The following is a 19,982-nucleotide window of genomic DNA, read 5'->3' as shown; positions in this document are numbered from 1 at the left end:
AGAGGGTAAGGGTTAGGGGCAAGCATCGATTCAAATTCATCGCCGCGCCTGCCGCGTCGCTTCGAGCCCGAGGACTATTCCATGCCCTATGTCGCCGCCGAGAACCGCTACGAGGCAATGATCTACAACCGCTGCGGACGGTCGGGCCTCAAGCTGCCGGCGATCTCGCTCGGGCTGTGGCACAATTTCGGCAACGACACGCCGCACCGGACCAAGCAGGCGATCGTGCGCAAGGCATTCGACCTCGGCATTACGCATTTCGACCTCGCCAACAATTACGGACCGCCGCCCGGCTCGGCGGAAACCGCTTTCGGCGAAATCCTGCGCACCGATTTCGCCCCTTACCGCGACGAGATGATCATCTCGACCAAGGCCGGCTACGAGATGTGGGCCGGCCCCTACGGCGAATGGGGCAGCCGCAAATATGTGCTGGCGAGCCTCGACCAGAGCCTCAAGCGGATGGGGCTCGACTATGTCGATATCTTCTATTCACACCGTTTCGATCCCGAGACGCCGCTCGAGGAAACCATGGGCGCGCTCGATCATGCGGTGCGCTCGGGCAAGGCGCTCTATGCCGGCATCTCGTCCTACAATTCGCAGCGCACGCGGGAAGCGGCCGACATATTGCGGCAGCTCGGCACGCCCTGCCTGATCCACCAGCCGAGCTATTCGATGCTCAACCGCTGGGTCGAGGAGGATGGATTGCTCGACACGCTGGAGGGGCTCGGCATCGGCTCGATCGTGTTCTCGCCGTTGGCGCAAGGCATGCTGACCGACAAATATCTCGGCGGCATCCCCGAAGGGAGCCGCGCCAGCCAGGGCAAATCGCTCAAGCCCGCCTTCATCAACGACAAGTCGATCGCCAACATCAAGGCGCTCAACGCCATCGCCGCCCGCCGCGGCCAGACGCTGGCGCAGATGGCGCTGGCCTGGGTGCTGCGCAAGGGCAGGGTGACGACGGCGCTGATCGGCGCCAGCCGGCCGGAGCAGGTCGAGGATTGCGTCGGCGCGCTCAAGGCGCTCGAGTTCTCCGATGCCGAGCTCGCCGAGATCGACACTTATGCGCGCGAGTCCGACATCAACCTGTGGGCGGCATCGGCCGAACGCAAGGGGCCGCCGCGCAAGTAGGCTGGCGAACCATCTTCGCCCGACCCGTGCCGGAAGGGCCAAGCTGCGGAAACAGTGGCAAAATCGATCGTTCGTCGCTATCTCAGGGGAATTGAAGTCGTTCGCATCGGGATCTGATGCGGGCGCCGATTGGGCGAACACAATGACGGCAAGAGATGCGCTGACCAAGAACCAGCTCTGCGTGCTCGAGAAGCTCGAGGCGTCCAGCGGGCCGCTCAGCGCCTATACGCTGCTCGACCAGTTGCGCGAGCGCGGTTTCCGCGCGCCGCTGCAAGTCTACCGGGCCCTCGACACGCTGGTGAAATCCGGCTTCGTGCATCGGCTGGAAAGCCTCAACTCCTTCGTCGCCTGCGCCGAGCCGCACGACCACAGCCATTCGATGACCGCCTTCGCCATCTGCGACAATTGCGGCCAGGTGACCGAGATGTCCGACCATGATGTCGACCATCGGCTGGACGAATGGGTGCGCTCGACGGGATTCGCCGCCAAGAAGGCGGTGATCGAGTTTCGCGGCGTGTGCGCGAAATGCAGGGCTGAAGCGGCGTAAGTGCGCCGATATTCAGGTGAGGCCGGCCTGCAAATGGCGGCTTCCTGCGCTTCCGGTGCTCACGTACTTTAAGTACGCTCCGCTCCGGTTCTCGGAATGCACCCAGTTTGGTCGCTTCGCGCCCGTCTTCGACTCCGACTCGGCCTGACCTGAATCTCGACGCACTTACCGGGCGTGATGCCGGTTAATGCGCCTCGTCCCAGTTGTCCGCGGCCCGGGCGTCGACATGCAGCGGCACGGACATCGAGACCGCCGGCATCGGCGCGTTCTCCATCACCTTGCGCACCACCGGAATCGTCGCCTCGACCTCCGCTTCCACCGTCTCGAAGATCAGCTCGTCATGCACTTGCAACAGCATGCGGGCCGACAGCTTCGCCTTTTCCAGCGCCTCCTCCATATGCACCATGGCGCGGCGGATGATGTCGGCCGCGGTGCCTTGCAGCCTGGCGTTGATCGAGGCGCGCTCGTTGAAGGCGCGGATCGAGGGGTTGGACGACCTTATCTCCGGATAGTGGATGCGGCGGCCGAAGATGGTCTCGACGAAGCCGTTCTCCCGCGCATAGGCCTTGGTTTCCTCGATATAGTCGCGGATGCCCGGGAAGCGTTCGAAATAGCGCTTGATATAGGCGCTCGCCTCCTCGCGCGGGATCGACAGCTGGTTGGCGAGACCGAAGGCCGAGATGCCGTAGATGATGCCGAAATTGATCGCCTTGGCGCGCCGGCGCACTTCCGAAGGCATGCCCTCGACCGGCACGTTGAACATCTCCGACGCGGTGATCGCATGGATGTCGGCGCCGTCGGCGAAGGCCTGCTTGAGCTGCGGGATCTCGGCGACATGGGCAAGCACGCGCAGCTCGATCTGGCTGTAGTCGGCCGAGACCAGCTTGTGGCCCTTTTCGGCGATGAAGGCGGTCCTGATCTTGCGCCCTTCGGCCGTACGCACCGGGATGTTCTGCAGGTTGGGATCGGAAGACGATAGCCGCCCGGTCGTCGTCGCTGCCAGCGCGTAGGAGGTGTGGACACGGTTGGTGTCGGGATTGATGAAACCGGGCAGCGCGTCGGTATAGGTCGATTTCAGCTTGGTGAGCTGGCGCCAGTCGACGATCTTGCGCGGCAGCTCGTGGCCCTCGGCGGCGAGGTCTTCCAGAAGCTGCGCTGAGGTTGACCATTGGCCGGTCTTGGTCTTCGAGCCGCCCGGCAAGCCCATCTTGCCGAACAATATGTCGCCGAGTTGCTTCGGCGAGCCGATGTTGATGCGCTCGCCGACGATCCCGTAGATCTCTTCCTCGACGCGGGCGGCGCCCTGCGCCAGCTCGCCCGACAGTCTCGACAGGATCTGGCGGTCGACCGAGATGCCGCGCTGCTCCATCCGGGCCAGCACGGGCACCAGCGGCCGTTCCAGCCGCTCATAGACGGAAACCAGGCCCTTGGCGGCCAGCCTCGGCTTCAGCACCTGCCAAAGCCGCAGCGCCAGGTCGGCCTGCTCGCCGGCATAGGCGGTCGCGCGCTCGATATCGACCTGGTCGAAGCCGATGGCGCTCTTGCCCGAGCCGGCAAGTTCCTTTTTCGTCGCCGGCGCGTGGCCGAGCCACTTCTCCGACAGCGACGCGAGGTCGTGGCCGCCGGAGGTGCCGGCGTCGAGCACGTAAGAGATCAGCATCGTGTCGTCGAACGGGCCGACCTCGACGCCGTGCCGGCTCATCACGACGATGTCGTATTTCATGTCCTGCACGATTTTCAGGACCGAACGGTCCTCAAGCAGGGGCTTGAGCAGCGCCAGCGCCTTGCGGACCGGGATCTGGTTCTCCACAAGGCCGCCGCCGAGCAGGTCGCCGTTGCCGCTTCTGTGGGCGAGCGGCACATAGACGGCGCGGCCCGGCGCGATCGCCATGGACAGGCCGACGAGATCGGCACGCATCGGGTCAGACGAGGTGGTCTCGGCGTCGAAAGCGAGGATGCCGGCGTCGCGGGCTTCGGCAATCCAGGCCTCGAGCGCGGTCGTGTCGCGAATGGGCGCGTAGGCCGAAGGGTCGATCTTGCGCGCCGACGCCTGTTCCAGCCGCAGCGCCGACAGCAGCGATGGAGTATCGCCTTGCGGCGGCGCGTCCTCGCCCCTGACCGGCGCGGCCGGCTTTGCGGCATCGTCCGACGCGGCGGCCGGTCGTGGCGCCGGCGGCGCGCCCGCGCCGACATCGGGGCCGTGCGCGGTATCGGCGCGCTCGATGGTGACGGCGGAGGCCTGGACGTCGCCGATTTCGGTTGCGGTCGCCTCGGCGACGCGCCGCGTCAGCGTGGTGAACTCCATCGTCTTCAGGAAGCCGATCAGCTTCGGCCCATCCGGCTCGTGCAGGATCAGGTCGTCCAGTCCTTCCTTCAGCGGCACGTCGTTCTTCAGCGTCACCAGCTCGCGCGAAATGCGCGCCTTGTCGGCATTGGCGATGATGGTCTCGCGACGCTTCTCCTGCTTGATCTCGGAAGCGCGCGCCAGCAGCCCATCAAGGTCGCCGAACTGTTCGAGCAATTGCGCCGCGGTCTTCGGTCCGATGCCCGGCACGCCCGGCACGTTGTCGATCGAGTCGCCGGTCAGAGCCTGCAGGTCGATCATCTTTTCCGGCGGCACGCCCCATTTCTCGATCACTTCGGGGACGCTGATCCGGCGATCCTTCATGGGATCGTACATACGGACCGTCGGACCGACGAGCTGCATCAGGTCCTTGTCGGAGGAGACGATGGTGGTGTCGGCGCCGACCTCGCAGGCGAGCCGGCAATAGGTGGCGATGATGTCGTCGGCCTCGAAACCCTCCATCTCGATACAGGGCAGGTTGAAGGCCACGGTCGCCTGGCGGATCAGGCCGAATTGCGGGATCAGATCTTCCGGCGGGGCCGAGCGGTTCGCCTTGTATTCCGGGTAGAGATCGCTACGGAAGGTTTTGGAGGAATAGTCGAAGATGACGGCGAAATGCGTCGGCGCAATGCCCACGCTGGTGTTGCGGGCGTCCTGCATCAGCTTCCACACCATGTTGCAGAAGCCGAGCACGGCGCTGGTCGGCAGGCCGTCGGATTTGCGGTTGAGCGGCGGCAGCGCGTGGTAGGCGCGGAAAATGTAGCCGGAGCCGTCGACAAGGAAGAGGTGATCGCCTTTTTTCATGCCGGCAGGGATAGCGCGGCCGGGCTTCGCGGTCCATGCCAAAGGCGGTGGAACCCACCGGTTCGGGCAACACCCCTGACAGATCCTGTCCGGCAAAGCGCGTCGCGCTGAAACCGATTCAGGCGACGCGCTTTGGGTCTTTTTGTTGGTGCATGTCGTTTTCCCAAAACCGCCGCACACTTTTGGGCGACATGCACGGAAAATCTGCCGCTCACGGGCATGTTACAAAAGTGTAATTTTCGTGCCCTTGAATCGCCACGTTCACAGACCCAAATACACGTCATCGGCAGTTTTCGCCGAAGTCCGGAGTAAGGCCCGTCCCCCGCCTATCCCGGGCAAACTGCGGCAGCCTATCCCCCCTCTCCGGGCTGCCGCAACGTTTCGAGTAGAGACCGCCGTGGTTCCCCCTCCACCACGGCGGTCTTCTTTTATCTTCTGGCAGCGATTGCATCTTGGTCTAACAATCGCGGCTTTTCGTTCTCGGCTTGGCCCTTTAGGGTCTGGCCAAAATCGAAAGGCAAAAAGCATGTCCAGAATCTCCCCCGTCCTCGAACGTCTCGACCAGAATCTCGACCAGAGCCTGGAGCGGCTGTTCGGCCTGCTCGGCATCAAGTCGATCTCCACCGATCCGGCCTTCGCCGCCGACTGCCGCAAGGGTGCCGAATGGTTGGTCGCCGAGCTCAAGCTGATCGGCTTCGAGGCGAGCGTGCGCGACACGCCCGGACATCCGATGGTGGTGGCGCATCACGAGGGACCGCCGGGCGCGCCGCATGTTTTGTTCTACGGCCATTACGACGTGCAGCCGGTCGATCCGATCGAATTGTGGGAAACCGATCCGTTCGCGCCCTCGATCAAGGAGGTCGAACCTGGCCGCAAGGTGATCACCGGGCGCGGCTCCGCCGACGACAAGGGGCAGCTGATGACCTTCGTCGAGGCATGCCGCGCGTGGAAGCAGGTGCATGGCAATCTGCCCTGCCGCGTCACCATCCTGTTCGAGGGCGAGGAGGAATCCGGCTCGCCGTCGCTGAAGCCGTTCCTGGAGGCCAACGCCGCCGAGCTGAAGGCGGATTTCGCGCTGGTCTGCGACACCAGCATGTGGAACCGCGAGACGCCGTCGATCTGCGTGTCGTTGCGCGGCATGGTCGGCGAGGAGGTCACCGTCAAAGCGGCCAGCCGCGACCTGCATTCGGGCCTCTATGGCGGCCCGGCCGCCAATCCGATCCGCATCCTGGCCAAGATTCTCGCTGACGTGCATGACGAGAATGGCCGCGTCACCATTCCGGGCTTCTATGACGGCGTCGAGGAGACGCCCAGCCAAGTGCTCAAGTCCTGGGAAGGGCTGGGCGAGACGGCCGAGACTTTCCTCGGACCGGTCGGCCTTACCATTCCGGCCGGCGAGAAAGGCCGCTCGGTGCTCGAAATGACCTGGGCAAGGCCGACGGCCGAGTTCAACGGCATCATCGGCGGCTACACCGGCAAGGGCTTCAAGACGGTGATCGCGGCCGAAGCGTCGGCGAAAGTGTCGTTCCGGCTCGTCCACAAGCAGGACCCGAAGAAGATCCGCGCTGCCTTCCAGGCTTTCGTGCGCGAGCGCATTCCCGGCGACTGCTCGGTCGAATTCCATCCGCATGGCGGTTCGCCGGCGATCCAGCTTTCCTACGACTCGCCGTTCCTGGCGAAGGCCAAGGACGCGCTCTCCGACGAATGGGAAAAGCAGGCGCTGACCATCGGAAGCGGCGGCTCCATTCCCGTGGTCGGCGATTTCCAGACCTATCTCGGCATGGAATCGCTGCTGGTCGGTTTCGGCCTCGACGACGACCGAATTCATTCGCCGAACGAGAAATACGAACTGACCTCCTTCCACAAGGGGCAGCGGTCCTGGGCGCGCATCCTCGATGCGCTGACGCGTTGAGGCGAAAATCGCGAAAGAGGTGAGATTCAACTTTCTGTTGATTTTTCTCCGGATCGCGGCGAGGACGGGTGGCCAGCGCAACGCGCCGCCGCCTGCTGGCGCATCCCAAGCGATGCGCGGCATTGCGGCCGCGATCCGGAGAAGAGAATGACCGATATCCGTTTCCACAAGAACGATCTGCCGGACCTCGCCCGCTACAATGTGGGTGCAGTGGCCATCGACACGGAAACGCTGGGACTCAACCCGCATCGCGACCGGCTCTGCGTGGTGCAGATCTCGCCCGGCGACGGCAGCGCCGACGTCATCCAGATCGCGCCGGGCCAGAAGAAGGCGCCGAACCTCGTCAGCCTGTTTCGGAACCGCGCGATCACCAAGCTGTTCCATTACGGCCGCTTCGACATCGCCGTGCTCTATCATACCTTCGGCGTGATGGCGGAGCCGGTGTTCTGCACCAAGATCGCCTCGCGGCTCGTCCGCACCTACACAGACCGGCACGGGCTGAAGGACCTCTGCAACGAGCTGCTCGGCATCGGCCTGTCCAAGGCGCAGCAATCCTCGGACTGGGCAGCGGAGACGCTCTCGCCCGAGCAGCTCGAATACGCCGCCTCCGACGTGCTTTACCTGCACCGCCTGCGCGAGGTGCTTGCGGGGCGCCTGGCGCGCGAAAACCGCACCAAGGAGGCGGATGCCTGCTTCCGTTTCCTGCCGACGCGCGCCAAGCTCGACCTGATGGGCTGGGCGGAGGAAGACATCTTCGCGCATAGCTGACGGAACCCGGCGCGTCGAAAGGACGTTGGAGCCGGTCTATCGGGGGCCGGTTCGTGGAGGGAGTGAGATGGCAGAACGCAAACCGATAGAAAGCGCGCCGAAGGACGGCTCGAAAGTCACTATCCTGTGGAAGGACGGCAACGGCGTCGTCAACGAATCCATCGGCCAGTATCGCGACGGCGGCTGGTGGGTCTACACCGACAGCGACACGCAAAAGAAGGTCGATCCGACGAGCTGGCGTCCGGGCTCCGACGACGACGACCAGTAGGCGACCGCTGCCCGCCATTTCAAAGCAGGCGTGAGATTTAAAGCAATTCCAGGAAAAGTGTGGGCGGTTTTCCGTCCGGAATTGCGTCAAAACAAAGAGATAGGGCATTTCACCGTGAAACCGTGAAATGTTCTGGTCGCAACGAGGGGACGCGAATGAGGCAGAACACGCTCTATCTCATCATCGGTGTGCTGATCGCGGTGATCATCGCGCTCGGCATCTATGTCTATCGCGAGCATACCAAGCCGAAGGGCGTCGAGCTCAAGATCGACGACAAGGGCATTTCGATCCAGCAGAATTGACCATGGCAGCCGGGACAGGCCGGCGCCGTGAGGGACCAGACTGGCTTTGCGAGACGACATTGCGCCGGGGGGATTTCGGCCGGAGATACAGGGACTGCGCGGGCTCGCCGTAGCCTTTGTGGTGATCTTCCACATCTGGCCGGCAGCGCTTCCCGGCGGCTATGTCGGGGTCGACATCTTCTTCGTCATCTCCGGCTTCCTCATCACCGGCCTGCTCACGCGCATGGCGCTCAGCGAAGACGGCATCTCGCTGGTCGGTTTTTACACGCGCCGGGTCAAGCGGCTGCTGCCGGCGGCGATCGTCACGCTCCTGGTCACGCTCGCGGGAACGCTGCTGTTCGTGTCGGACGCGTGGTGGGAAGAAACCGCCAGGCAGGTGATCGCAAGCGCGCTCTACGTGCAAAACTGGCGGCTTGCCGAGCTGGCCGTGGACTATCTCGGCGCCGAGGACGCGCCGAGCCCCGTCCAGCATTTCTGGTCGCTGTCTATCGAGGAGCAGTTCTATATCGTCTGGCCGGTGCTGATGATCGCGGCGCTGTGGTGGGCCAGGCGTCGCGGACATTCACCCGTGCGCATGCTTATCGTCGTGCTCGGCGTGGTCATGGTGGGCTCGCTTGCGGCTTCCCTCGCTCTCACCCGATCCGACCCGGCATGGGCCTATTTCGTCACTCACACCCGGGTCTGGGAACTGGCCCTTGGGGGATTGCTGGCACTGACGCTCGATCGGTTCCGTCCGAGCGCGCATATACGGAATGCGATGGCTGTCGCCGGCATGCTGGCGGCGCTGGCATCGGCGGTGCTGTTTTCAAGGTCGACCGATTTTCCAGGCTTCAAGGCGCTGCTGCCGACGCTCGGCGCGGCTCTGGTCATTGCGGCCGGCAGCGTGCGCATGGGGCGCTTCCGCGGGCTGGACACCGCCGCGCTGCGCTATATCGGCGATCGCTCCTATTCGATCTATCTGTGGCATTGGCCGCTGATCATATTCTACGTGGCGCAGCGCGGCCCGGTCGGCCTGGTCGATGGCGTTCTCATCATCATCGCCACCCTGGCCGTTTCCGGTCTCTCCTACCGCTTCGTCGAACAGCCCTATCGCCATTCGCGCTCATCGCTGGCATGGCGGCCGCTGATCGACGGCTCGGTGGCGGTGGGGTTGTGCGTGGCGGCGGCCGGCGGACTCGTCCATGTCATCGACCGGCAGCCCATCGACACCAGCCTGATCGGGACGCCGAATTATCCGGGACCCGCGGCCTTGCTGGCGAACGCCGTCGTCCCCCAGGGCGTCAAGCCGCTGCCAGCCTTGAGCAAGATCGGCAGCGATGTGCCGGTCATCTACAAGATGAAATGTCACCGGGAGCAGGGGAGCATCGACGCGACCGGCTGCCAGCTCGGGGACCCCACGGGGACGAGGACCATTGTCGTGATGGGCGATTCCCACGCGGCGCAATGGGTGCCGGCAGTCGACAAGATAGCCAAAGACAGAAAATGGAAGCTCGTCAGCTTCACCAAGGCGGCCTGCCCGGTGACCCGGGTCACCGTCCTTAACGGCGGCAGACCGTATGAGCAATGCGCGCTGTGGCGGGAGAAGGTTCTCGCCGAAATCGCGACGTTGAAGCCCGATCTCGTGATCACCAGCCAGAGCAACTACACCGACGTCGCGCAGGCCGCGATGATCGAGGGATTGCGCAGCGTCTGGAGCGAGCTCGCCGGCGAGGGCGTGCGCGTCGTCGCGATCCGCAACACGCCGTTCAGCCTGTTCGATCCGCGCGATTGCCTCAGAACCGATCCGGGCAAATGCGTCAATCCGCGCAGCGAGGTCGAACGGGAAAACATCTACGCGCTCGCCGCCCGATCCGTGGCGGGGGTGAGCGTGGTCGACATGAACGACGCGCTATGCGGCAAGGACAGTTGCCCGGCGGTGGTCGGCAACATCGTCGTGCTGCGCGACAATCATCACCTGACAGCGACCTACGCGCTGGCTCTGGCTCCCTATCTGGCCAAGGCGGCAGGTCTTTGAGCAATCCGTCTACCGGCAATGGCACCCTGCATGCCGTCTGCGCGATGCAGGCAAGACACCGATTCAGAAAATCCTAAGAGTTTTCAAAAGGCTGCATAAACCCTGCTTTAACCCGCCTTTAAACCGCCGCATCTAGTCTTCAACCCGAACGCCATCGGCATCGGGGACAGACAGCAAGAGCGCATGGCGAACCGCAGGGACAGTCGCATCGAACCGAGCTTCGAGGGATCGCCGCGCGCGAAATCCTCCGATGGCTTTTCGGTGAGCGAGGAGGATCGCGTCGTGCCGCGCACCCGCAAATCCGCTGCAAAGGGCAGATCCGCAAAGGCGAAATCGCGCGGTCGCGGCCGCGATCGCAACCGGCGCGGGCTGCTCGGCATCGCCACGCGCCTGGTCTACTGGTGCTTCGTGCTCTGCATATGGGGCGGCATCGCGGTGGCCGGCGTCATCGTCTATTACGGCGCCAAGATGCCGGCGGCGACGACGTGGTCGGTCCCGGATCGTGCGCCGAACATCAAGATCGTCTCGGTCGATGGGCAGCTTATCGCCAATCGCGGCGCGTCCGGGGGCGAGGCCGTCGGCCTGCACGAAATGTCACCCTATATCCCGGAGGCCGTCGTCGCCATCGAGGATCGGCGCTTCTATTCGCATTTCGGCATCGACCCGATCGGCCTGTCGCGCGCCATGGTCACCAATTTGCTTGGCGGGCATTTCTCGCAGGGCGGCTCGACGCTGACGCAGCAGCTGGCCAAGAACCTGTTCCTGACGCCGGACCGCACACTGGAGCGCAAGGTGCAGGAAGTGCTGCTGGCGCTCTGGCTCGAGCACAAGCACAGCAAGGATCAGATTCTCGAAATGTACCTCAACCGGGTCTATTTCGGTTCGGGCGCCTATGGCGTCGAGGCGGCCTCGCGGCGCTATTTCGGCAAGAGCGCGCGCGACGTGACGCTTTCGGAAGCGGCTTTGCTGGCGGGCCTGCTCAAGGCGCCGTCCAAGCTGTCGCCGGCGCGCGACCCGAAGGCGGCCGAGGAGCGGGCGCAACTGGTGCTCGCGGCCATGCGCGAGACAGGCAAGATCAGCGACAAGGAATACAAGACGGCGCTGAGCGCGCCGGCGACGCGCGCGCCATCCTATTGGACCGGCTCGGAAAATTACGTCGCCGATACGGTTATGGACGAGCTTCCGGACCTGATCGGCGACGTGCGCGGCGACATCGTCATCAACACCACCGTCGACCTCAACCTGCAGAAGCTCGCCGAACAGTCGATCCGCCGGCTGATCGACGAGAGCGGCAAGAAGCTCAACGTCACGCAAGGCGCGCTGGTGTCGATCGACGATTCCGGCGCGGTGCGCGCCATGGTCGGCGGCTATGATTACTCGACCAGCCAGTTCGATCGCGCCTCGGAAGCGCGACGCCAGCCGGGCTCCGCCTTCAAGCCCTTTGTCTACATGGCGGCGCTGGAGGCCGGCCGCACGCCGGACAGCATCCGCAACGACGCGCCGATCAAAATAGGCAAATGGACGCCCGACAACTACGGCGGCAAATATTACGGCAAGGTCACGCTGGCGACGGCTCTGGCCAAGTCGCTCAACTCTGTGGCGGCACAGCTCACCATGGAAGTCGGCCCCGACGCGGTGGTCGAGGCCGCGCATCGCATGGGTATCCAGTCCGACCTGCAGGCCAACACCTCGATCGCGCTCGGCACCTCGGAAGTGACGCCGTTGGAATTGACCGCGGCCTATGTGCCCTTCGCCAATGGCGGCTACAAGCCGGACATCCATTTCATCCAGCGCATCACCACAGCCAGCGGCAAGGTGCTCTACGAGGGCACCGCCGGCAGCGCGCCGCGCGTCATCAAGGCCGATATCGTCGGCATGATGAACTCGATGATGACGGGCACCGTCGAGGTCGGCACCGCCAGGAAGGCCGCGTTCAACTGGCCTTCGGCCGGCAAGACCGGCACCAGCCAGAACTCGCGCGACGCCTGGTTCGTCGGCTACACCGCCAACCTTACCACCGGCGTGTGGTTCGGCAATGACGACGGCAGCCCGATGAAGAAGGTCACCGGCGGCGCCTTGCCGGCGCAGGCCTGGCATGAATTCATGGTGGCCGCGCATGAAGGCGTGCCGGTCAGGCCACTGCCCGGCACCTGGAAGTCGACGCCGTCCGACACGATCGTGCCCGACGAGATCCCGTCGGCGGACGCCTCGCAGCCGCCAGCGCCGCCCGCGGCCGTCGGCCAGCCTGCGCCAGCCGCTCAGGCGCCCGCGCCGGTGCCGGCGCGTCAGGCACGCCCGGCCCAGACGGTTGATGCCGACGGGTTCGACATGCCAAGCGACAGCGGCACCACCGCCTCGGTTGGGCATCCGGTGCCGCCCGGCGATGTCGGCCGACCGAAGAAAAGGCGGCAGACCTCGATCCTCGACATATTGAGCGGGGGCTGAAGCGGCACTTCGCCTCTCGCAATGGCTGCCGCCTTCGGCTACATGTCCGGCCGGAGACAGAACCATGGCCGAGACCGACAGCAGAAAAACCATCGTGCTCACCGGCGCCAGCCGAGGCATCGGCCATGCGACGGTGAAGCGCTTTTCGCGCGAGGGCTGGCGGGTCATCACCTGTTCGCGCCAGGCCTTTGCCGAGGACTGCCCATGGCCGGCCGGCCCCGAGGATCACATTAAGGTCGACCTCGCCGACCAGGAGGATGTCGGCATCGCGATTTCGGAAATCCGCCACCGGCTGGAAGCGCATGGCGGGCAGCTGCACGCGCTGGTCAACAATGCCGGCATCTCGCCGAAGCTGAAGGACGGCAGCCGGATGAATTCGATCGACACGCCGATGCATGTCTGGCGTGATGTCTTCCAGGTCAATTTCTTCGCGCCGATCATGCTGGCCAGGGGCCTGTTCAAGGAATTGGCCGCCGCCAAGGGCTCGATCGTCAACGTCACCTCGATCGCCGGGACGCGCGTGCATCCGTTCGCCGGCACGGCCTATGCGACGTCCAAGGCGGCGCTCGGCTCGCTGACGCGCGAGATGGCGCATGACTTCGGCCCGCACGGCATCCGCGTCAACGCGATCGCGCCGGGCGAGATCGACACCGCGATCCTGTCGCCCGGCACCGACAGAATAGTCGAGACGATCCCGCTGAGAAGGCTGGGCGCCACGTCGGAAGTGGCCGACATCATCTACTTCCTGTGTTCGGGCCAGTCATCTTACGTGACCGGCTCGGAAATCCACATCAATGGCGGCCAGCACGTCTAGAGCGTTTCACCGTTTCACGGCAACGGCGAAACGCTCTATCCTCTTGTTTCCATGCAATTCCGAACGGAAAACCGCTCACACTTTTCCTGGAATTGCTCTTGCGGCTTACGTCAAGCCACGGTGAGGACGGCCTTGCCGCTGAAGCTGCGCTGCCTGAGCGCGTCCAGGGCCCGGCCGATGTCCGTCCACGGCACGGTCATGGCCACGCGGGTTTCCAGCCTGCCGGCCGCGGCCAAGTCAAGCAGCCAGGCGATGTCGGCGCCGATGGCCAGGCCGGACGTGTAGTAGGCGAAAGTCTGTAGCTTCGCGCCTTCGTGGCCCGGAACAAACTGACGGAATCCGATCGGCGTGAGCTCACCGCTGCTCGAGCCGAACATGACGATTGTTCCGCCCGGGGCGACGCGCTCGATTGCGGCGGCGAGGCTCTTGCCGCCGACCGACTCGGTAATCAGCGAAAAGGATCCCTCGGCCAGGTCGATGGACTCCACGACCTGCCCGGCGCCCAGGCTGCGAAGATCATCGTGATGCCTGGCCGAGGCGATCGCCGTCACCGAAGCGCCTTGCTCGCGGGCGATCTGGACCTGAAAGCGGCCGACCGCGCCGCTTGCGCCGGTGATCAGGACCCGCTGGCCCGCCAGGTTTCCGCCATGGCGCAAGGTCCTCAGCGCCGTCGTGCCAGCCACCGGCAACGTGGCGGCGGAGGCGAAGCTGACAGCGTCGGGGATGACGGCGAGGCGGTCGGTCGGGACGGCGACATATTCGGCCCAGCCGGCCTGGTCGACCAAGGCGGCGACGCGCGTGCCCGCGGCCGGTCCGGAGCCGTCGGCCGCCGCCCGTTCCACAATGCCGACGATGTCCTGGCCGGGGATCCAGCCATCGGGACGTATGGCGAGCAGGCGGAGCTCGCCACGATTCAACGATGTTGAATGAATTGCCACCAATGCTTCATTTGCGTTGCAGTTTGGCCCGTCGATCTCGACGAGCTTCAGCCGGCTTGGGCTGGGAGAAGAAATGGCCAGAGCGAGCATGGGCCTACCTTTGAAATTGGCGTCTGAGACGCGATCGACTGCGGATGCCGGCATGACTCTATCGACTTTTGTGTTCGAAAAATTTAGAGATAAATCCAAATGATCGCTAAAAGACGTCAATGATGAGACAGCCACTTCGCTGGCCCTGGCTGGATTTCGATGTCGATCAAGTGGCCGCGCCGGCGATCGCCGTTGGCGTCGATGTCACCGAGACCAGGGCCGAGGTGCGCGAGCATTGGCATCGCAAGGGGCAGCTCGTCTTCGCACTCGGCGGCGCCGTCACCTGCCGCGTTCCGAACGGGCTCTGGATGGTGCCGCCGCATTGCGGGGTGTGGGTGCCGAGCCGCCTGGAGCACAGCAATATCGCGACGGCGAATGCGCGGATTTTCTTCGTCTATATCGAGCCGGGCGCCGCCAACCTGCCGGATCGGTGCTGCACGCTTTCGATCTCGCCGCTGCTGCGCGAGGTGATCGTCGAACTTTCGGAGTGCGCGCCGGACGACGCGCGATGCGATTTCCTGGGAAAGGTCCTGCTCTCCGAACTGCCGCTTATGCCGGTCCAGCAATTACACCTGCCGATCTCGGCCGAGCCGCGGCTGCGCCGGATCGCCGAAGCGCTTGCCGACAACCCCGCCGATCGCGGCACGCTGGCGCAGTGGGCGGACCGCGTCGCGCTGAGCGAAAGCAGCCTGGCGCGTCTTATCGTCAGGGAGACGGGATTGAGCTTCGGCCGCTGGCGCCAGCAACTGCACCTGATCGTCGCGCTCAAGGAACTGTCATCCGGCGCCAGCGTGCAGCAGGTGTCGGGCGATCTCGGCTATCAATCCGTCACCGCCTTCATCACCATGTTCAAGAAGGCGCTGGGCAAGCCGCCGGCGAAATATCTCAGCGATATCGCGCAGAACGGCGGTTCTGCCTTCGTCGCCTGAGGCGCGTCAGGCGGGCTGCGGATCGACCCCCGTGGCAAGCTCGGCCGGACCGGTGTTTTTGCCGGTCACCACCTCGACAATCCCCCTCGCGATCTCGCGCTCGCCCATGATCACGGTGTCGGCGCCCAACCCTTTCAGGTGCTCGACCTCTGCGTCGGAATGAGCGCGGGCAATGACGTTGATCGCCGGATTGGCCGCGCGGGCCCTGAGCACAACCTGCCCTGCCTCGAAGGCATTGGGGATGGCGAGGATCAGCCGTTTCGCGCCCTCCGGATTGGCGGCCGCGAAGACATCCGCATTGGCGGCATTGCCGGCGACGGTCTCGACGCCGTCGTCGCGCAGCTTCGCCAGCGTCTTGTCGGCGTCCTCGATCACCAGGAAGGGCAGGGCGGCTTCCTTCAACGCCGCGCCCACAAGGCTGCCGACGCGGCCATAACCGATCAGGATGGAATGGCCGGCAAGCGCGGTCCTGGGCGGCGGGCCGTCCTCCTTTGCCGGAGCTGCCTGGACCGAAGCGACCTGGCCGGGCTCGGTCGCCGGGCCGATCGGTTTTGTCTCCTCGGGAGTGGCCGTCTTGCCGGCGCGCTTTTCCAGCCAGGGCTTCATCCAGTCGACGACGAGGAACATCAGCGGATTGAGCAGGATCGACAGGATCGCGCCGGCCAGGATGAGGTCGCGGCCCTGTTCGGGCAGCAGTTTCAGGCCGACGCCGAGCTCGGCCAGGATGAAGGAGAATTCGCCGATCTGGGCAAGGCTCGCCGAAATCATCAGCGCGGTCGCGATCGGATAGCGGAAGGCGACCACGATGACGAAAGCCGCGATCGACTTGCCGATAATGATGATCGCTAATGTGGCGAGGATCGGCAGGCCGTTGCTGATCAGGCTGAGCGGGTCGAACAGCATGCCGACCGAGACGAAGAACAGCACCGAGAAGGCGTCGCGCAGCGGCAGCGATTCTTCCGCCGCGCGGTGGCTGAGCTCGGATTCGCTCATGATCATGCCGGCGAAGAAGGCGCCGAGCGCCAGCGAGACGCCGAACAGCTTCGCCGCGCCGAAGGCGACGCCGAGCGCGATCGCCAGCACCGAGAGCCGGAACAATTCGCGCGAGCCGGTATGGGCGACGTAGTGCAGGATCCACGGGATGACCCTGCGGCCGACCACCAGCATGACGACGACGAAAGCGGCGACCTTTGCGAATGTTGCGCCGACGACGCCCCATATGCCGTAGCTGGCGGGCAACGAAAGCAGGCTCGCATGGTCTTCGACCTGCGGCTGGCCGCCAAGCACGCCCGCGAGGGCCGGCAACAGCACCAGCGCCAGCACCATGGCCAGATCCTCCACGATCAGCCAGCCGACGGCGATGCGGCCGCGCTCGGTCTCGATCAGCCGCCGCTCCTGCATGGCGCGCAAAAGCACCACGGTCGAGGCGACCGAAAGCGCCAGGCCGAAGACCAGGCCGGCCCCAAGCGACCAGCCGAGCAGCCAGGCAAGCCCGACGCCAAGCAGCGTGGCGAAGCTGATCTGCACAACGGCGCCCGGCACGGCGATGGCGCGGACAGACAGAAGGTCCTTCAACGAAAAATGCAGGCCGACGCCGAACATCAAAAGGATGACGCCGATCTCCGCAAGCTCGTTGGCGAGGCTGGCGTCGGCCACGAAGCCCGGCGTGTTCGGACCGACCAGGACGCCGGCGACAAGATAGCCGACGAGCGGCGGGATGCGGAAACGGTTGGCTAACGCCCCGAAGACGAATGCAAGCCCCAGACCGGCGACGATGGTGGCGATAAGGGGCGTGTCATGCGGCATTGTCTATGGAGCGCCTTTCGAAAATTCACGATGTCGGATGGGCGCCCGCCGAGGCTGTCGCCTTCGGCAATATGGTGGAGGGAGCGGCGACGATGCAACCACCGCCGCGCAGAAATCGACGATGAGGCAGCGCGCGGACCGGAAAATCGGCGGTCTGCCGACAAGGGGACGGTTTTCGCAGACTCGATTTGGCCCCGAAGCTGCTTGGCTTCCGCCGGTTTATGCCGCCTGCAGAAGGGTCTCGATGTCGGTAACGGTATGGTTGGTGAGCGTCTTGGGAATTTCGGCCTGCACCCTCTCGCTGACTTCCTTGTGCAGTTTCTGGCGCATCTCGCCGAGCACCTGTGGCGGCGCGATCAGCACAATCGCGTCGAACGCGCCGCGATGCGCAAGCTTGTAGAGCCGATCGGCGATCTCGACAGCGAAGCGCTCCTTGCCGAGACGGTGCCAATCGGTTTCTTCGACGGCGCTGCGGGGACCTTCGTTGCTCTGGCGGCCCGGCTTGTCCGTGCCTTGCTCGCGCGTCGCGGGGTTCTCCTGTTCCATCTCCTGCACCACTTCCAGATTCGGGAACTTGCTGTCGCCCTGGTTGCGCAGGAAGAGCGCCTTCTCGCCATCGGCCACGACGACCCACAATCCGTGCTTCAGCTTGACGCTCATGGCCTTTCTCCTTGCTTGCATTGCTGTCGATCGACGGCGCTCGGGATCGACAGGATGATCGCTAGGCAAACGAGCCGCGGAGCATGATGGTTCCGATCTGGTGGTGCGCCTTCGACCGCTCCAGCCAGGCAAAGACTAGGCGCCGGGCGGCAAGGTCGTCTTTAATCTACTAAGTTAGTAGAATTTAGAAAAAACTGTTTTGCCGCTTTCTCGATGCGATGCTAAAAATTGCGTCGGATCAAGGCAATTCCTCACGCCGCTCTGACCGTCTCATTCTTAAAGTAGAATTTTTTTCTCTTGCCTTTCGCGGCTGCGAAAAAGCGATTGCCTGCGGTTCGGCGGCGCGCGAGTGCTTGCCTTCTGGTTTTTGGCCAGCCCGCGTAAAACTGCCAGACTGTTCCAGTATTGCTCGTCGCCATGTCGCCAACCAATGTCAAGCTCAATGCCTTTCCCGTCTTCATGCGGGTCGACGGCGAAGCCGTAGCCATCGTCGGCAATGGCGAGGAAGCGCTTGCCAAGGCCAGGCTGCTCTCGCAGTCGAGCGCGGTGCTGCGCATCATTGCCGACCATGCCGGCAGCGGCCTGTTGGATTTCATCGCGTCGACCGGCGCCGCTCACATCGACGCGGCCTATGAGGCCGCGCATCTCCAAGGGGCGGCCCTGGTGTTCGCCGCGAGCGGCGACGGGGCGCTCGATCGCCGTGTAGCCGACGACGCGCGCCGGCTTGGCATCCCGGTCAACGCGGTGGATCGGCCTGAGCTTTGCGATTTCTTCACGCCGGCGCTGGTCAACAGGGCGCCGGTGGCGATCGCCATCGGCACCGAGGGCGCCGGACCCGTCCTGGCGCAGATGCTGCGCGGGCGCATCGATCGCATGCTGTCGCCATCGCTCGGCCGGCTGGCGGCGCTTGCCGCATCGTTTCGCGCCGCAGCCGAGAAGCTGCCGAAGGGCAATCGCCGCCGCCGCTTCTGGAGCGATTTCTTCGCCGGCGCGCCGGCCAAGGCCATCGAAGCCGGCGAACTCGCCGAGGCGCATGGCGCAGCGCTCGAGCTTTTGGCCCGGGATGCTCCGGCCGGCGGACATATCGCGCTGGTCGGCGCCGGTCCGGGTGCGGAGGATCTTCTGACCTTGCGCGCCCACCGCCTGCTGATGGAGGCCGACGCGATCGTCTATGACGCGCTGGTGCCGGAGACGATCGTCGCCATGGGCCGCCGCGATGCCGAGCGCCTGCCGGTCGGAAAACGCAAGGGCTGCCATTCCAAGAGCCAGGAAGAGATCAACGCGCTCCTCATCGAGCTTGGCCGCGCCGGCAAGCGGGTGGTGCGGCTGAAGTCCGGCGACCCGCTGGTGTTTGGACGCGCCGGCGAGGAAATGGCGGCGCTGCGCGAGGCCGGCATCGCCTATGAGGTGGTCCCGGGCGTGACCGCCGCCTTCGCCGCCGCCGCCGATTTCGAACTGCCGCTGACGCTGCGCGGTGTTTCGTCCTCGATGGTGTTCACCACCGGCCACGACCTCAAGGGCAACTCGCTACCCGACTGGGCAAAGCTTGCCATCTCCGGCGCGACGGTCGCCGTCTATATGGGCCGTTCGGTCGCTGCCGAAGTCGCCGGCCGGCTGATCGAAGCCGGGCTGTCGCCGGACACCGCCGTCGCCGCCGTCGAGAACGCCAGCCTCGGCACCCGCCGCCGTTTCCATGGCACGCTGGCCGATCTGCCTTCGCTGGAGGCGCGCGGCGACCTCACCGGCCCGGTGATGACGATCATCGGCGATGCCGTCGCCGGCGCCAATTTCGAACGATCCGAGCCGCTCGCGGCACACAGATGTGAAGATACCGGGCATGAGGGCGCGGCTTCCGCCGTCGCCGAAGGAGTCGAGCAATGAAGGTACTGACCGCGAACAGGCTCTCCGACGGCATCGCCGTCTGGTACGCCGATGGCGGCTGGGCGGAGACCGTCGATCATGCCGATGTCGCGCATGACAAGGCGGCGGAGGACCGACTGGAAGCGATCGGCGCCGCGGCCGCCGCCAACAATGAAGTCCTGGACGTCAATGTGATCGACGTCACCATTGTCGATGGTTTGGTCGAACCGGTGCGGCTGCGCGAGAAGATCCGCGCCGCGGGCCCGACCATTCACCCGGATCTCGGCAAGCAAGCGAGCCGCCACGCGGCACGAGCCGCTTAAATCCAAGGAAGGCAGCGGGCAGACTCGCCC

The 19,982-nt window shown here is 64.8% G+C and carries 16 protein-coding genes; 12 read left to right on the top strand and 4 right to left on the bottom strand.

The window, feature by feature from the left end; translation table 11 throughout:
- Window positions 1–81: 81 nt before the first annotated feature.
- Complete coding sequence (gene mgrA / locus MJ8_RS27850) at window positions 82–1,128, top strand: L-glyceraldehyde 3-phosphate reductase (protein ID WP_201411806.1); 1,047 nt, start codon at window positions 82–84, stop codon at window positions 1,126–1,128.
- Between the two features lie 142 nt (window positions 1,129–1,270).
- Window positions 1,271–1,675, top strand: coding sequence for a Fur family transcriptional regulator (locus MJ8_RS27845; RefSeq protein WP_041003614.1), 405 nt, complete (start codon window positions 1,271–1,273; stop codon window positions 1,673–1,675).
- A gap of 184 nt (window positions 1,676–1,859) precedes the next feature.
- On the opposite strand, the gene polA is transcribed toward MJ8_RS27845, so the two are convergent.
- Complete coding sequence (polA, locus tag MJ8_RS27840) at window positions 1,860–4,823, bottom strand: DNA polymerase I (protein ID WP_201411805.1); 2,964 nt, start codon at window positions 4,821–4,823, stop codon at window positions 1,860–1,862.
- Window positions 4,824–5,349: 526 nt separating this feature from the next.
- On the opposite strand from polA, the gene MJ8_RS27835 reads away from it, so the two are divergent.
- The 7 genes from MJ8_RS27835 (at window position 5,350) to MJ8_RS27805 (ending at window position 13,346) form a co-directional block, all read left to right on the top strand.
- Window positions 5,350–6,735, top strand: a complete 1,386-nt coding sequence (locus tag MJ8_RS27835) for a M20/M25/M40 family metallo-hydrolase (protein WP_201411804.1) — start codon at window positions 5,350–5,352, stop codon at window positions 6,733–6,735.
- Between the two features lie 147 nt (window positions 6,736–6,882).
- On the top strand, window positions 6,883–7,503 hold the full coding sequence (locus MJ8_RS27830) for a ribonuclease D (protein ID WP_201411803.1): 621 nt from the start codon (window positions 6,883–6,885) through the stop codon (window positions 7,501–7,503).
- A 67-nt stretch (window positions 7,504–7,570) separates the two neighbouring features.
- Entirely contained in the window at window positions 7,571–7,771 is a 201-nt protein-coding gene (locus MJ8_RS27825; RefSeq protein ID WP_201411802.1) for a hypothetical protein, read from the top strand.
- 155 nt (window positions 7,772–7,926) lie between these two features.
- Entirely contained in the window at window positions 7,927–8,073 is a 147-nt protein-coding gene (locus MJ8_RS27820; RefSeq protein WP_040987330.1) for a hypothetical protein, read from the top strand.
- A 46-nt stretch (window positions 8,074–8,119) separates the two neighbouring features.
- On the top strand, window positions 8,120–10,087 hold the full coding sequence (locus tag MJ8_RS27815) for an acyltransferase family protein (RefSeq protein WP_201411801.1): 1,968 nt from the start codon (window positions 8,120–8,122) through the stop codon (window positions 10,085–10,087).
- Window positions 10,088–10,270: 183 nt separating this feature from the next.
- Window positions 10,271–12,532, top strand: coding sequence for a transglycosylase domain-containing protein (locus tag MJ8_RS27810; RefSeq protein ID WP_201411800.1), 2,262 nt, complete (start codon window positions 10,271–10,273; stop codon window positions 12,530–12,532).
- Window positions 12,533–12,596: 64 nt separating this feature from the next.
- Window positions 12,597–13,346, top strand: a complete 750-nt coding sequence (locus tag MJ8_RS27805) for an SDR family NAD(P)-dependent oxidoreductase (RefSeq protein ID WP_040990340.1) — start codon at window positions 12,597–12,599, stop codon at window positions 13,344–13,346.
- Window positions 13,347–13,456: 110 nt separating this feature from the next.
- Here the strand turns inward: MJ8_RS27805 and MJ8_RS27800 are convergent, their stop codons facing one another.
- Window positions 13,457–14,374, bottom strand: coding sequence for a zinc-binding dehydrogenase (locus tag MJ8_RS27800; protein WP_201411799.1), 918 nt, complete (start codon window positions 14,372–14,374; stop codon window positions 13,457–13,459).
- Between the two features lie 122 nt (window positions 14,375–14,496).
- Between MJ8_RS27800 and MJ8_RS27795 the strand changes: the two genes are divergently transcribed.
- On the top strand, window positions 14,497–15,303 hold the full coding sequence (locus tag MJ8_RS27795; protein ID WP_201411798.1) for an AraC family transcriptional regulator: 807 nt from the start codon (window positions 14,497–14,499) through the stop codon (window positions 15,301–15,303).
- Between the two features lie 6 nt (window positions 15,304–15,309).
- On the opposite strand, the gene ybaL is transcribed toward MJ8_RS27795, so the two are convergent.
- Both ybaL and MJ8_RS27785 read right to left on the bottom strand, forming a co-directional pair.
- A complete protein-coding gene (gene ybaL / locus MJ8_RS27790; protein ID WP_201411797.1) occupies window positions 15,310–17,109 on the bottom strand; it encodes a YbaL family putative K(+) efflux transporter in 1,800 nt (599 codons plus the stop codon).
- Between the two features lie 219 nt (window positions 17,110–17,328).
- Window positions 17,329–17,769: a host attachment family protein gene (locus MJ8_RS27785; protein WP_201411796.1), complete on the bottom strand. Its 441-nt coding sequence runs from the start codon at window positions 17,767–17,769 to the stop codon at window positions 17,329–17,331.
- Between the two features lie 417 nt (window positions 17,770–18,186).
- Between MJ8_RS27785 and cysG the strand changes: the two genes are divergently transcribed.
- Window positions 18,187–19,650 carry a siroheme synthase CysG gene (gene cysG, locus MJ8_RS27780; protein ID WP_201411795.1) on the top strand — a complete coding sequence of 488 codons (1,464 nt, stop codon included), beginning with the start codon at window positions 18,187–18,189 and terminating at the stop codon, window positions 19,648–19,650.
- Window positions 19,647–19,952: a DUF2849 domain-containing protein gene (locus tag MJ8_RS27775; RefSeq protein WP_201411794.1), complete on the top strand. Its 306-nt coding sequence runs from the start codon at window positions 19,647–19,649 to the stop codon at window positions 19,950–19,952. The genes cysG and MJ8_RS27775 overlap by 4 nt, the downstream gene beginning before the upstream one ends.
- Window positions 19,953–19,982 lie beyond the last annotated feature (30 nt).

This window comes from Mesorhizobium sp. J8 (assembly GCF_016591715.1).
In the GTDB taxonomy this organism is placed as follows: domain Bacteria; phylum Pseudomonadota; class Alphaproteobacteria; order Rhizobiales; family Rhizobiaceae; genus Mesorhizobium.
The sequence above is the reverse complement of the archived record's forward strand: the minus strand, read 5'-3'. Positions and strand labels throughout refer to the sequence as shown.

Coding starts and splice junctions, on each gene's coding strand:
- mgrA (WP_201411806.1), top strand. CDS start 82: ATGCCCTATGTCGCCGCCGAGAACCGCTACGAGGCAATGATCTACAAC.
- MJ8_RS27845 (WP_041003614.1), top strand. CDS start 1,271: ATGACGGCAAGAGATGCGCTGACCAAGAACCAGCTCTGCGTGCTCGAG.
- polA (WP_201411805.1), bottom strand. CDS start 4,823: ATGAAAAAAGGCGATCACCTCTTCCTTGTCGACGGCTCCGGCTACATT.
- MJ8_RS27835 (WP_201411804.1), top strand. CDS start 5,350: ATGTCCAGAATCTCCCCCGTCCTCGAACGTCTCGACCAGAATCTCGAC.
- MJ8_RS27830 (WP_201411803.1), top strand. CDS start 6,883: ATGACCGATATCCGTTTCCACAAGAACGATCTGCCGGACCTCGCCCGC.
- MJ8_RS27825 (WP_201411802.1), top strand. CDS start 7,571: ATGGCAGAACGCAAACCGATAGAAAGCGCGCCGAAGGACGGCTCGAAA.
- MJ8_RS27820 (WP_040987330.1), top strand. CDS start 7,927: ATGAGGCAGAACACGCTCTATCTCATCATCGGTGTGCTGATCGCGGTG.
- MJ8_RS27810 (WP_201411800.1), top strand. CDS start 10,271: ATGGCGAACCGCAGGGACAGTCGCATCGAACCGAGCTTCGAGGGATCG.
- MJ8_RS27805 (WP_040990340.1), top strand. CDS start 12,597: ATGGCCGAGACCGACAGCAGAAAAACCATCGTGCTCACCGGCGCCAGC.
- MJ8_RS27800 (WP_201411799.1), bottom strand. CDS start 14,374: ATGCTCGCTCTGGCCATTTCTTCTCCCAGCCCAAGCCGGCTGAAGCTC.
- MJ8_RS27795 (WP_201411798.1), top strand. CDS start 14,497: ATGAGACAGCCACTTCGCTGGCCCTGGCTGGATTTCGATGTCGATCAA.
- ybaL (WP_201411797.1), bottom strand. CDS start 17,109: ATGCCGCATGACACGCCCCTTATCGCCACCATCGTCGCCGGTCTGGGG.
- MJ8_RS27785 (WP_201411796.1), bottom strand. CDS start 17,769: ATGAGCGTCAAGCTGAAGCACGGATTGTGGGTCGTCGTGGCCGATGGC.
- cysG (WP_201411795.1), top strand. CDS start 18,187: ATGTCGCCAACCAATGTCAAGCTCAATGCCTTTCCCGTCTTCATGCGG.
- MJ8_RS27775 (WP_201411794.1), top strand. CDS start 19,647: ATGAAGGTACTGACCGCGAACAGGCTCTCCGACGGCATCGCCGTCTGG.